This is a genomic window from Cohnella sp., from assembly GCF_041641335.1.
In the GTDB taxonomy this organism is placed as follows: domain Bacteria; phylum Bacillota; class Bacilli; order Paenibacillales; family Paenibacillaceae; genus Cohnella.
Genome location: NZ_JBEPYQ010000076.1, coordinates 1 through 11,998, shown reverse-complemented (window position 1 = coordinate 11,998; position 11,998 = coordinate 1). Strand labels below are relative to the sequence as shown.

The window sequence follows — 11,998 nt, the reverse complement described above, 5'->3', positions numbered from 1 at the left end:
ACCTAGTTTATCTCATAGAGGGGGATCGGCGAATGAATAAAATTAAATTAATTCCGATTACGATAACGGCGGCGTTGACGGCCGCGATTTTGTTCGGCGGATGGTTCGCCTACCGCCATTACGGCATTGAGAAGCCGCTCGACAAAGTGGCGGTCTCGGTTCCCGGCGTGGAAGCCGCGAACATCGACATGACCGGCTCGCTCGTCAGAATCAGCGTCGAGCTTGCGCCGGGCGCCAACCTGGGCGACGTGTACCGCACGATCAAGCAGGACGGAGCCGGTGAGATCGGCAGCCGCCAATTGGAGCTGAAGGTGACGGCCCGCGGCAGCGAGCTGCTGGACAAGGCTTGGAGCTATTCTTTGTTCGACGTCGCCGAGGCGATGGAGAACCGCAAATATTCGGGCGTTCGGGAAGCGATGGAGAAGCTGTCGGAGCAATTTCCCGGCGTGCAGGCGACCACGGACATCGACGAGAACAACGTATACGTCTCCTTGAGGGACGGAGACGCGGCGAAATTCGTCGTGCTTCCTCGCCAGCCTGCAACGATGGGGGTGTGGCCGAATGCGTAAAATCGGGGAATACGGCAAAGAAATGGCGATCGGAGCCATTATCGTTACGCTTATTTTTCTAGTGTACGTCGGATTGCCTCCCGCCATTCTGGCGATGGGGCTCATTATGTTCGCCGCGGTCTATCTGTTCTCCCGCTCGCGCGGGATGGCGATGGGAGCGGCCGGGGGCAAGAAGTCGATCGTCCGCAAGCCGGAATTTCTCACCTTCGACGACATCGGGGGACAGGATCAGCCGAAGCGGGAGCTGAAGGAAGCGCTGGATTTCCTCGTCCACAAGGACAAAATCCAGAAGCTCGGCATTCGCCCGCTCAAGGGCATCCTGCTGACCGGACCCCCGGGAACCGGCAAGACGCTGCTGGCGAAAGCGGCGGCGCAGTATACGCATTCCGCGTTCATCGCGGCGTCCGGCAGCGAATTCGTGGAGATGTACGTCGGCGTCGGCGCCGGCAGAATTCGCGATCTGTTCAAGGAGGCGCGGCAGCAGGCGGTTAAGCTGAAACGGAGCAGCGCCATTATTTTCATCGACGAGATCGACGGCATCGGGGGCAAACGGGACGGAGGCCAGCATCGCGAGTACGACCAGACGTTGAACCAATTGCTGACGGAGATGGACGGCGTGCAAGGAGACGAATCGGTGCGCGTGCTGCTGGTCGCGGCGACCAACCGCAAAGAGCTGCTCGATCCGGCGCTGCTGCGTCCGGGCCGATTCGACCGCCACATTCAGGTCGATATGCCGGACAAGACGGGCCGGGAGCACATTCTGAAGCTGCACGCCCGCAACAAGCCGCTCGCCGAAGACGCTTCGCTCGTCAAGGTGGCGGAAGAGACGTTCGGATTTTCCGGCGCGCAGCTGGAGAGCGTCATGAACGAAGCGGCGATCTACGCGATGCGCGAAGAGGCGGAGAAGATTACGTTGGCGCATCTGTCCCAAGCGATCGACAAGGTCATGATGGGCGAGCGGATGGACCGCGAGACGACGCGCGAAGAGCGCGAGCGCGTAGCGATCCACGAGCTCGGCCATGCGATCGTTGCCGAGACGGTGCGTCCGAACAGCGTCGCGCAAGTGTCCCTTACGCCGCGCGGGCAAGCGCTCGGATACGTGCGCCATCATCCCCGCCAAGACAGCTACCTGTATACGAAGACGGTGCTGGAGGAGCAGATCATGATCGCGCTCGGCGGCGCCGTCGCGGAAGAGATTTTCTACGGGGGCCGCAGCACGGGCTCCAAGGGCGACTTCGATCAGGCGACGTCGATCGTCCGCACGATGATCGAGTCGGGCATGTCGGAGCTCGGCATCGTTCACCCGCAGGCGCTGACGCAAGAGCAGTGGTCGGCGGAGAACGCCTCCATTCTTGGCGGACTGACGGACAAGACGAGAGAGTTGCTTGACCGGCGCAAGGCGTCTTTCAAGCTGCTGCTGAACCATCTGATCAGCGAGGAGACGCTGTCCGGCAAGCAATTGCGGGACATTCTGTCCCACGAAGCGGCTTGATGAGCGAGAAGACTGCTGCGGCACGTGCCGGGTGGTCTTTTCGCGTTACATAGCGGCAGGACCGCCTCAAGCGGGCCGACTGTCGGAGCCGTGTTTTTAATGGAATTTTAGGTTGATTTGTCGTCCGGGGGAAGGAAATCGAATTAAAAATGTGATAGCATTGAACCAAGTGCGTTTATGAATCGTCTAACGGATTAGAGGTGGCAAGATTGGAGTCCCAACGCAATTTCGATTTCCTTAAATATATGGTTGAGAGCGACGACAACAAAGGATTGCTGAACGAACTGATGACGGCCTACGGCAAGGAAGTCTGGAATTACGCCTACAGCATTACACGCAAATGGGACCTCGCCGACGACATCACGCAGGAAGTGTTCATTAAAGTATTCCGCAATATGCACGCGTTTCGTCGGGACGCCTCGGTCAAAACTTGGCTGCTGACCATTACCCGCAACACCGCGATCGATTTTCAGAGATCCGCATTCTTCCGCAAGGTGACGCTGTCCGACTTCGTCGAGGATTACGGGCAGCGGCATTCCGTGGAGCAGGACGTGATGGAGAAATCGGCCGTGAACGACATGTGGGCGATGGTGCTCGAACTGCCCAAGAAATACAGGGAGGTTATCATTTTATACGCTCATCATCAGATGTCCTTGAAGGAGATCGCGCAAATTCTGGACGTGACGGAAGGAACCGTGAAGTCGCGCATGTTCCACGCCCGTCAGAAACTTTCGAAAATGAAGGAGGCGAACCGCGGTGGATGACAAAGATTTATTCGAGCAGCTAAGAAGCGGTCCGTTTTCCCGAAACGGGTTCGACGAGAATCTGCGAAGGAAAATCAATGAAAATCTGGACAATCCAAGGCGGCGAGCCAAGCGTCCTTCGTTTCTCAGACTGAGCGTTGTCGGCGCCTCGTTCCTCTTGATCGCCATCGTCACTGTCGCGCTCTGGGGATGGGACGGCTTCGGAGCCGAGCGGAAGGGCGAGGAGTTGGCGATTCCGACGGAGCAAGCTTCGAGCGCCGCCGTCTCCGACGAGGAAGACGAAACGAACAAGCTTCCCCATTCGGCTGTCGTTATCGGGCTGCGCAAGGACGAGACGGATATGCGGAGCAGCTACCGGACGGTCGTGGTCGCTCCGGAGAACGATCGTCTGAAGGAGATCGGCAGCGGTGAAGGCATTTGGATGCCTTACGGGCAAGATTTCTGGCAGATCGAAGCTGTGGACGATCCGCTCGGCAAAGGCGATCAACAGCTGGTCGCCCATCTGAAGGGCGTCAAGTCGATCGCGCCCGAATATAAGGGAGATAAGGACGCATCTAGGTTGAAAAGAACGGAGAAACTACTCTATGCGGGAGATCGTTACGTCTCGATTCTACAGACGACGAACGTGGACACGCAAGGACGTACCGTCGGGCAGAGCGACGTCGTCGTCAACCTGCTGCAGACGCTGAAACCGGCCAATCGGGCCGCCAATCTCGACGCGCTGAGCATGGAGAACGTCTCGCTGAACGAAGCGCTGGGCATCGACGATCCGGCCGCGCAGGTCAATCGCTGGGCTGTCGTGCGGGAGAACAACGCCTGGGTGGCGAAAGAGGCCCTTAAAGTCTCCGGAGTGTACGACGCCGAGGAGATCCGTCGATGGCCGACGGTCGACGTCCGATTGGAAAAAACGAAAGTGGTCAAAGACGTCCCTCTGGCGCTCGATTGGTCCGAAGTGACGCTCATCGAACCCGATGCGGTCGACGCCTTCACTTCCCAGGACGGAGACGTCGCGGTCATCGTCTCGGACGATCGGATTCAGCTCGTGCCGTACAGGCTGCCGGAGTCGGAGAGAACCCCGGTCACGATCGACCTCGCCGCGAACGAATCGGTCGTGATGGTGCAGTGGGCGATTCAGGAGCAATACGTGGAAAACTGGAAAAAGTGGTTCGGAGAATGGTTCGCTGATTCGTCACGATAATGGTGATATGATAAGATGAGAGTACCCGATAAAATGTTCCGCAATGTGAGATTTTTCAATGCGGAACGGGTGCGATCATCTTATTCTTGTATAGAGCGCGAAATTCATCGCAGCAATCGGGTTGGAGGGAACAGACCTATGTTTAGAGTCGTTGGCGTAGTAGGCGCGGGAACGATGGGGCAGAGCATTGCCGAGATGCTCGCGGTAAAAGGGTTGGACGTGCATCTGGTGGAGAAAACGCCGGAGAAGCTTCAGCAGGCAAGGGAAATGCTGGAGCTCAGCTTGGATCGTCAGCTCGAGAGATGGGCCATCACGGCGGCGGAGAAGAAGCTGACGCTTAGCCGAATACATATGGAAGCTTCGCTGCACGATCTGGCGAAATGCGATCTTGTCATCGAGACGATCAGCGAAGAGCTGGACAGTAAAAAAGAAGTCATTCGGCAGCTCGACGACATTCTGGCTTCGGATGCGATCGTGGCGAGCAATACGTCGACGTTGAGCTTGACCGAGCTTGCGGGGGTCAGCAAATATCCGGGACGGGTCATCGGCATGCATTTCGTCTACCCGGCCTTCCGCATCGATGTCGTCGAAATCATTCGGGGGCTGCAAACTTCCGACGAGACGTTCGGCAAGACGAAATCGTTCATCGACCACGTCCTGTCGAAAAAAGGCGTCATGGTGTACGAGTCTCCCGGATACGTGACGACGAGACTGATCTGCCTGCTCATCAATGAAGCGCTTCATCTGCTCGAAGAAGGGGTGGCTTCTCCCGAAGACATCGACGATGCGATGAGCATGGGCTACAGCTTCGAGCACGGGCCGCTGGAGATGGCGGACCGGTTCGGGCTCGATTCCGTGCTGGCCGCCCTCGAACGCATGTTCCGGGAATACGGGGAACTGAAATACCGGCCGTCGTTTCTGCTGAAGAAGAAGGTACGGGCCGGCCAGCTCGGCATCAAGACGGGAATCGGATTTTTCAAGTACGACAAGGACGGTGAACGGTTGTCATGAACATTCTCGTCATTAACGCGGGGAGCTCCTCGCTCAAATACCAGCTGTACGACATGAAGACGGAAACCGCCATGGCCACGGGACGGGTCGAGCGGATCGGGATGGATTCCTCGATCCTGACGCACGAGGTCACCCATCAGCCGGAAGTGCGGGAAGTAAGCGAAATTCTCGATCATACGACGGCGATCAAGAAGGTGCTCGACATGCTCACGCACCGGAAGTTCGGCGTGCTGCGGAACATCTTGGACATTCAGGCGGTCGGCCACCGGGTCGTGCACGGGGGCGAATCGTTCAGCGAGTCGGTGCTCGTCGACCATAGCGTCAAGCTGGAAATCCGCAGGTTGTTCGACCTGGCTCCGCTGCACAATCCGGCGCACATGATGGGCATCACGGCGGTCGATGACAACTTGCCGAGCGTGCCGCAGGCGGTTGTGTTCGATACCGCCTTCCATCAGACGATGCCGCCGATCTCGTACTTGTACGCGATTCCGACGGTACTGTACCGCAAGCACAAAATCCGCCGCTACGGCTTCCACGGCACGTCGCACGACTATGTCAGCCAGCGCGCGGCGGAGTTTCTGGGCAAACCGCTCGAACAGCTCAAGCTGATCACGTGCCACATCGGCAACGGAGCGAGCTGCACGGCGATTCTTAACGGCAAGTCGTACGACACGAGCATGGGCATGACGCCGCTGGAAGGGCTGATGATGGGGACGCGCAGCGGGGATCTGGACCCTGCCGTCGTGCCGTATACGATCAATAAGGAAGAGTTGACGCTGAACGAGGTCAGCTCGATGCTGAACAAGCACAGCGGGCTGATCGCGGTCTCGGGCGTCAGCAGCGACATGCGCGAGGTTGTCGAGGCGATGAACGAAGGCAACGAGAAAGCGAAGCTGGCGTTCGACATGTACGCTTACCGGATTCGCAAATATATCGGCGCGTACGTCGCGGCGATGGACGGGGCCGATGCGATCATCTTCACCGCGGGCGTCGGGGAGAACTCGGACGTTCTGCGCAAAGCGGTCTGCGAGCGGTTGACGTTCTTCGGCGTGCGGCTGGACGAGGAGAGGAACGCGATTCGCTCTTCGGAGCCGCGCAGAATTACGACCGACGATTCCGGGATCAGCGTGCTGGTCGTTCCGACGAACGAGGAACTGCTGATCGCGCGGGATACGTTCCGGCTTGTCAAAAACAAAGCAGGCGGCCGATAAGATAAGGCCGTTGCATATTGAGCATCGGAAAGGGGCTGTGTCCATGGGACGTGTAGATTTGAAGACGATCGGCAGCTATGTCGGTCAGACGGTAACGTTCGGGGGCTGGCTGACGCGCAAGCGTTCCAGCGGTAAAATTCAGTTTCTGCAAATTCGCGACGGCATGGGCTTCATTCAAGGCGTGCTGGTCAAAGCGGAAGTGCCCGAGGAAGTATGGGAACGCGCGGGCCAACTGACGCAGGAGAGCTCGTTCTACGTGACGGGTCTCGTGCGGGAAGAGCCGCGCAGCCCGTCCGGCTTCGAGCTGGCGGTAACGGGCATCGAGATAATCCAGATCGCCAAGGATTATCCGATCACGCCGAAGGAGCACGGGGTCGACTTCCTGATGGATCATCGCCATCTGTGGCTGCGCGCGCCGCGTCAACGCGCCATTATGCGCATTCGCGCGCAAATCATCTCGGCGATACAGCAGTTTTTCGACGAGCGCGGCTTTACGCTCGTCGATCCGCCGGTGCTGACGCCGTCTTCGTGCGAAGGTACGACGAACCTGTTCCATACGAAATATTTCGACGAGGACGCCTATTTGACGCAAAGCGGCCAGCTCTACATGGAAGCGGCGGCGATGGCGCTCGGCAAAGTGTACTCATTCGGACCGACGTTCCGGGCGGAGAAATCCAAAACCCGTCGCCATCTGATCGAGTTTTGGATGATCGAGCCGGAGATGGCTTTCGTCGATCATGAAGAGAACTTGAACGTGCAGGAGCAGTTCATCGGCCATATCGTGGAGCGGGTGTTAGGCAACTGCAAGGCCGAGCTGAACGTGCTGGAACGCGACGTAGCCGCGCTCGAACGGGTAAAGCCGCCGTTCCCTCGCATTACGTACGACAAAGCGCTCGAGCTGCTCAAGGAAATCGGCATGGATCTGCCTTGGGGAGAAGATTTCGGCGCGCCTCACGAGACGGCGATCGCCGAGAGGTTCGATCGACCGGTATTCATCACCCATTATCCGGCGAGCTTTAAGGCGTTCTACATGAAGCCGGACCCGAATCGCCCGGAGGTCGTCCTGTGCGCGGACATGATCGCGCCGGAAGGCTACGGAGAAATTATCGGGGGCTCGCAGCGGATCGACGATCCGGAGCTGTTGGCGGAGCGATTCGCCGAGCACGAGCTGACGGAAGAAGCCTACGGCTGGTACTTGGATCTGCGCAAGTACGGAACGGTGCCGCATTCGGGCTTCGGGCTCGGACTCGAGCGGGTCGTTGCGTGGATATGCGGCCTGGATCACGTCCGGGAGACGATCGCTTTCCCGCGCACGCTGTACCGGCTCTATCCGTAAACGAACGATATACGTTGAACCATAGACATGTCGAAGAGCAGACAGGGGATGAAACCGGGGGATGAACGATCGCAGTTCTTTGGCCAAGGGAATGGCGGAGGCATATATGGACGGAGCCGTCAGCATCCCGTACGCTTTGCTTCGAACCTACAGGGCGCTTAAGCTGAGCGATACGGAAGCGATGCTGCTCATGCATCTGATCGCGTACCGCCAGCTGGAACAAAACGAATTTCCGACAATCGAGGAGCTTCAGGAGAGATTGGGCTGCTCGCCGTCGGTCGTGGGGCAGGCGCTGCAGAAGCTGATGAAGCTCGGCTTCGTCGAGATCGACGAAGTGTTCGATCCGGCGAGCGGCGTTCAATCGGAGCGATATAATCTGTCGGGGCTGTTTTACGAAATCGGGGCTCTGCTGTCGGCAGGAGAGCTGCCGATGCGGGCGGGACGGCCCGACGAGACGGCCGAGGCCGCCGATCGCGCCGCCGTGCGGCCGGCGCTGTCGCCGGTGACGGGCAGCCTGTTCTCGCTGTTCGAGCAGGAGTTCGGACGCCCGCTGACGCCGACGGAATACGAAATTATGAACGGCTGGCTCGACCAGGACCAGTATCCGGACGATCTGATCCGCTTCGCGCTGAAGGAATCGGTGTTCGCGGGCAAGCTGAGCTTCCGCTACATCGACCGGATTCTGCTCGAATGGAGCCGCAACCGCGTCACGAACGTCGACGAAGCCCGCGATCATGCGCAGAAGTTTCGCGGCGGGCGCTGAAGTCCGGGGCGACGCCGTTCTTAAAAAAATCCGCTTCCCCATTTGCTGATTGCAGACGAGGAAGCGGATTTTTTTTATCTGAATCGTCTCCGACAAAACGCATTCATCGTCCAGAGGACGCCGAAGGCGTTTTTTCATGCGCTGCCGCATTCAAATTCGAAGTCAGCCCTTGCGGCCGTTCAGAAGCTCCCAACGATACACGTACTCGAACAGAAACTCGAACGCCTCCAGATGCTTTTTCGCCTCGAAGGCGTCTTTGCCCCAGGCGCATACGCCGTGCTTACGGATCAGCAGGCCGGGTACGCGCGGATCGAGCCGTTCGGTAATTTCCGGGACGATGCGCGGCACGTCGGCGTAGTTGGTCAGGATCGGCACGTCGATGCGCGCGTCTTCCTCCCAGATGTTGAACGCTTTGATCAGCTCTACGCCTTGAATCGGCACGGCGCGGCGTTCCCAGAACCACTCGGAGACGATGTTGTTGAACACGCTATGAATATGGAAAATGGCGCCTGCGCCAGTCAGGCGGTAAATTTCGCGGTGCAGCGACGTCTCGGCGGAAGGCTTGAGCGTCGTCGCCTCGCACGGCTTGCCGTCCTGGTCGACGAACAGAAAGTCCTCCGGCGTCGAGCGCGTCTTGTCCTTGCCGCTGGCCGTAACGGCGAAATAGAAGCGGTCGGGCGAGTAGGGGCCGATCCGCATCGACAGATTGCCGCCCGTGCCGGCGAACCAGCCGCGCGAGGCGAACTCCGCTTTTACTTCGGTAAACTCGCCGAGCACCCGGCGCTTCTCTTCGGTCGTAATGTCCGCAAAGCTCATGAGCGCAAGCCCCCTTGTTCAAGATGATGAATGACGTCGTGGAACGTCTCGAACGGGAGGTGCGGAAGCCCGAGCTCTTGGCACTTGTCCGTCAGATGGGAGCGGGAGAAGACGAGGTCGGCGATCTTCGCTCCGGGAAAATCGGTGACGCTGTCCCCGATCAGAATGCGATAGTGGGTATCCGCCGGGAAGCTGCGGATGACCGCGGTTTTGCACATGCCGCAGCGGCCGCGGTTGTCGCAATGGTCGTCGCAGTCGTGCGGCCACGTGATCCGGATGCGGTCCCCGCTGAAGTCGCTGCCGTTGCAGTAAATATGGTCGGCCGGAATGCCGAACGGCGCCAGCAGCGGATGGACAAAAAAGTCGATGCCGCCGCTCGTGACGTAGAACGGCACGTCGTGGGCCTTGCACCAGTCCAGCAGCTCGGCAAAGCCCGGACGGATGCCCGCGCTCGCCAAGATGTAGTCTCTGACCTCGTCTTTCATGGAAGAAGGGAGGAGCGCGAACATCTCGCCGACGCCTTGCTTGACGGACTTCGTGTCGGCAATGATTTCCTGAACGATCGAATCCCAACCTGTCGGGTTAAAATGCTTCATGACGGCAATGATGTTGTCGCTGAGCGTGATCGTGCCGTCGAAGTCGCAGAACAATACCGGTTGGCGCGGAAACTTAGCTGTCGTGCCGCTCAAGATGTGCGTACCCCCCACCGTTCGATCGCGATGCGCAGTTCTTCGTGATTTTCAGCATATTTTTCCAGTGGGACGCCCGATCGGGTTGCGTCTACCGCCTGACGGAACGCGCGTCCTCCGGCAGCCGCGCCTCCGGGATGACCGTGCACGCCGCCGCCCGCGTTCACGACGACCTCAGGTCCGAAGTCGCCCATAATGAGCGGCACGAGGCCCGGATGGATGCCTGCGGACGGTACCGGGAACGACGGCTTCTGCGGCAGCTCGGGCGCAAGCAGCGCCTCCATGACCGCGAGGTTTTCCGCCTTCGGCATCACGACCGAGCCGTAAGGGGAAGGGAAGAGCGACAGATCCGCGCCGGCGATCCGCATCAGCTTGCCGAGCAGCACGGGCGCCGAGATGCCGTAGTGCGGCGAAGGGTAGAACGCTCCGGCCATCGCCGGATGGGCGGCGATCGGGACGTTGATGTCCGGGTCCTTGGCCAGCTCGGCGAGCGCATCGAAGCCGTAGGCGAGCACGTTGAACAGGAGGCCTGTGGCTCCCGCCTCAATTGCCCGCTTAGCGTTTGCTTTCAGTTCGAACGTCGATCCGGTTAAGTTCGCGAAGTAGATGAGCTTCTGTCCGGTTGCCTGCTCCGCTTCCTTGGCGGCGGAGACGCTTGCCTCGACGCGCCGCTCCAACGGGGTCAGCGGGTTCTCGAACAAAATTTCGTCGTCCTTGATCAGGTCGACGCCGCCGAGCGCCTGCTGGAGGAACTGCTCGCGGAGATTCGCCAGATCGTGGCCGATGACGGATTTGAAGATGCTCATGACGAGCGGCCGGTCGTGAACGCCGAGCAAGTCGCGCACGCCTTGGACGCCGAATTTCGGCCCGGGGAACGCGCTCAGGAAGTCGGAGGACGGCGCGATGTCGATCAGCTTGATGCGGCCGTCCATCGACAGCTTGCCGAACGCGGTGACCAGGAAGGCGGGAATGTCCCGGCTGAAATTGGCGTCCGGGTAAGCGATCGTAATATCGGCATAGCGTTCGCCCGGCTGCGCGCCTTCGGGCTCGTGCGCCTCTACGGACACGACTTGGCCAAGATGCTTCTGCATCTGCTCCTTGGCCGCCTCCGGCAGCTCGGTCCAGCTTCCTACGGTGAGGCCGACGGCGGTGCCCTGCGCCTTTTTGGCGAAATCGGCCTTGTCGTCGTACAGCCGGTAAGTGGCATGGCTATAGGCAGAGGAATTCATTTCGATGATAACCTTCTTTCCTTGCGAATCTTCTTATGGAACAACCTCTTCTATGCTTGCGGATCAGGATTTGACGGCTTCTTCGCGGATGGCCTCGCCCATTTCGCGGGCTCTTTCCGCGCAGCGGAGGATGGCCTGGTTCATGCCTTCCCGGAAGTCGAACCGGTCCATCGTCTCGATGGCCGCCTGGGTCGTTCCGTTCGGGGATGTGACCTTGCGGCGCAGCTCGTCCGGATTTTCCCCGGTGGACAGCACCATTTCGGCGGCGCCGCGAACCGTCTGGACGGTAAGGGCTTTGGCCGCTTCCGGCGTTAAGCCGAGCTTCACTCCGGCATCGATCATCGCTTCCATCAGATAGTAGACGTAAGCCGGGCCGCTGCCGGACACGCCGTTGACCGCTTCGATCAGCGGCTCCTCGACGACGGCGGTCATGCCGATGGCGCCGAACATGGCCAGCGCCAGTTCGCGGCGCTCCGCGGATACGCCTGCGGAGAAACTGATGCCCGTCGCGCCGAGGCCGATCGTGCTGGACGTATTCGGCATCGTGCGGACGACCGGCTGCTCGCGGCCGAGCAACTGGTGGATAGTAGAGATAGACAAGCCGGCAATGAGCGATACGACGAGCTGCTCCGGACGGAGCAACGGCTTAAGCGCCTTGATCGCTGTAGCGGCATCCTTAGGTTTCATTCCGAGAACGACGACGTCCGCGGACGTCAGCGCCTCGTTCTTCTTGTCGTCCGTATCGGCGGGAACGACGCCGTAGCGGGAGGACAGCTCCCGCAGGCGGTCGGCGTTCTGCCGGTTCATGACGGAGATGCTGCCCGGTTCGGCCAGCTTGGGCTCGACCAGGCCGCGCAAAATCGCTTCCGCCATCGAGCCGGCCCCGTAAAAGCAAAGTCGAACTCCCCGCAGGGGGGAAG

12 protein-coding genes are annotated in these 11,998 nt (G+C 59.7%); 8 read left to right on the top strand and 4 right to left on the bottom strand.

Annotated elements, in window-relative coordinates:
• Nucleotides 1-32: 32 nt before the first annotated feature.
• From ACESLM_RS22025 to ACESLM_RS21990, 8 genes are all read left to right on the top strand, one after another.
• Nucleotides 33-569, top strand: a complete 537-nt coding sequence (locus ACESLM_RS22025) for a hypothetical protein (RefSeq protein ID WP_372634351.1) — start codon at nucleotides 33-35, stop codon at nucleotides 567-569.
• A complete protein-coding gene (locus tag ACESLM_RS22020; RefSeq protein WP_372634349.1) occupies nucleotides 562-2,061 on the top strand; it encodes an AAA family ATPase in 1,500 nt (499 codons plus the stop codon). Before ACESLM_RS22025 ends, ACESLM_RS22020 begins: the two co-directional genes overlap by 8 nt.
• A gap of 200 nt (nucleotides 2,062-2,261) precedes the next feature.
• Nucleotides 2,262-2,825 carry an RNA polymerase sigma factor gene (locus tag ACESLM_RS22015; RefSeq protein ID WP_372634346.1) on the top strand — a complete coding sequence of 188 codons (564 nt, stop codon included), beginning with the start codon at nucleotides 2,262-2,264 and terminating at the stop codon, nucleotides 2,823-2,825.
• Entirely contained in the window at nucleotides 2,818-4,023 is a 1,206-nt protein-coding gene (locus ACESLM_RS22010) for a hypothetical protein (RefSeq protein ID WP_372634343.1), read from the top strand. The genes ACESLM_RS22015 and ACESLM_RS22010 overlap by 8 nt, the downstream gene beginning before the upstream one ends.
• A gap of 138 nt (nucleotides 4,024-4,161) precedes the next feature.
• Nucleotides 4,162-5,034 carry a 3-hydroxyacyl-CoA dehydrogenase family protein gene (locus tag ACESLM_RS22005; RefSeq protein ID WP_372634341.1) on the top strand — a complete coding sequence of 291 codons (873 nt, stop codon included), beginning with the start codon at nucleotides 4,162-4,164 and terminating at the stop codon, nucleotides 5,032-5,034.
• Complete coding sequence (locus ACESLM_RS22000; RefSeq protein ID WP_372634338.1) at nucleotides 5,031-6,245, top strand: acetate kinase; 1,215 nt, start codon at nucleotides 5,031-5,033, stop codon at nucleotides 6,243-6,245. Before ACESLM_RS22005 ends, ACESLM_RS22000 begins: the two co-directional genes overlap by 4 nt.
• Nucleotides 6,246-6,288: 43 nt before the next feature.
• On the top strand, nucleotides 6,289-7,581 hold the full coding sequence (gene asnS / locus ACESLM_RS21995) for an asparagine--tRNA ligase (protein WP_372634336.1): 1,293 nt from the start codon (nucleotides 6,289-6,291) through the stop codon (nucleotides 7,579-7,581).
• Nucleotides 7,582-7,642: 61 nt separating this feature from the next.
• The gene (locus tag ACESLM_RS21990) at nucleotides 7,643-8,344 is read left to right on the top strand and encodes a DnaD domain-containing protein (RefSeq protein ID WP_372634333.1); all 702 of its coding nucleotides are present in this window, start codon (nucleotides 7,643-7,645) and stop codon (nucleotides 8,342-8,344) included.
• A 162-nt stretch (nucleotides 8,345-8,506) separates the two neighbouring features.
• Here the strand turns inward: ACESLM_RS21990 and mtnB are convergent, their stop codons facing one another.
• The 4 genes from mtnB to proC all read right to left on the bottom strand — a co-directional run bounded on the left by mtnB (nucleotide 8,507) and on the right by proC (nucleotide 11,990).
• Nucleotides 8,507-9,160 carry a methylthioribulose 1-phosphate dehydratase gene (gene mtnB / locus ACESLM_RS21985; RefSeq protein ID WP_372634330.1) on the bottom strand — a complete coding sequence of 218 codons (654 nt, stop codon included), beginning with the start codon at nucleotides 9,158-9,160 and terminating at the stop codon, nucleotides 8,507-8,509.
• Nucleotides 9,157-9,849, bottom strand: coding sequence for a 2-hydroxy-3-keto-5-methylthiopentenyl-1-phosphate phosphatase (locus ACESLM_RS21980; RefSeq protein WP_372634327.1), 693 nt, complete (start codon nucleotides 9,847-9,849; stop codon nucleotides 9,157-9,159). The genes mtnB and ACESLM_RS21980 overlap by 4 nt, the downstream gene beginning before the upstream one ends.
• Complete coding sequence (locus ACESLM_RS21975; RefSeq protein WP_372634323.1) at nucleotides 9,846-11,078, bottom strand: 2,3-diketo-5-methylthiopentyl-1-phosphate enolase; 1,233 nt, start codon at nucleotides 11,076-11,078, stop codon at nucleotides 9,846-9,848. The genes ACESLM_RS21980 and ACESLM_RS21975 overlap by 4 nt, the downstream gene beginning before the upstream one ends.
• 63 nt (nucleotides 11,079-11,141) lie before the next feature.
• On the bottom strand, nucleotides 11,142-11,990 hold the full coding sequence (proC, locus tag ACESLM_RS21970) for a pyrroline-5-carboxylate reductase (protein ID WP_372634400.1): 849 nt from the start codon (nucleotides 11,988-11,990) through the stop codon (nucleotides 11,142-11,144).
• Nucleotides 11,991-11,998 lie beyond the last annotated feature (8 nt).

Bases quoted from the DNA above. Each gene is read 5' to 3' on its own strand.
- ACESLM_RS22025 (WP_372634351.1), top strand. From the start codon at position 33: ATGAATAAAATTAAATTAATTCCGATTACGATAACGGCGGCGTTGACG.
- ACESLM_RS22020 (WP_372634349.1), top strand. From the start codon at position 562: ATGCGTAAAATCGGGGAATACGGCAAAGAAATGGCGATCGGAGCCATT.
- ACESLM_RS22005 (WP_372634341.1), top strand. From the start codon at position 4,162: ATGTTTAGAGTCGTTGGCGTAGTAGGCGCGGGAACGATGGGGCAGAGC.
- ACESLM_RS22000 (WP_372634338.1), top strand. From the start codon at position 5,031: ATGAACATTCTCGTCATTAACGCGGGGAGCTCCTCGCTCAAATACCAG.
- asnS (WP_372634336.1), top strand. From the start codon at position 6,289: ATGGGACGTGTAGATTTGAAGACGATCGGCAGCTATGTCGGTCAGACG.
- ACESLM_RS21990 (WP_372634333.1), top strand. From the start codon at position 7,643: ATGAACGATCGCAGTTCTTTGGCCAAGGGAATGGCGGAGGCATATATG.
- mtnB (WP_372634330.1), bottom strand. From the start codon at position 9,160: ATGAGCTTTGCGGACATTACGACCGAAGAGAAGCGCCGGGTGCTCGGC.
- ACESLM_RS21975 (WP_372634323.1), bottom strand. From the start codon at position 11,078: ATGAATTCCTCTGCCTATAGCCATGCCACTTACCGGCTGTACGACGAC.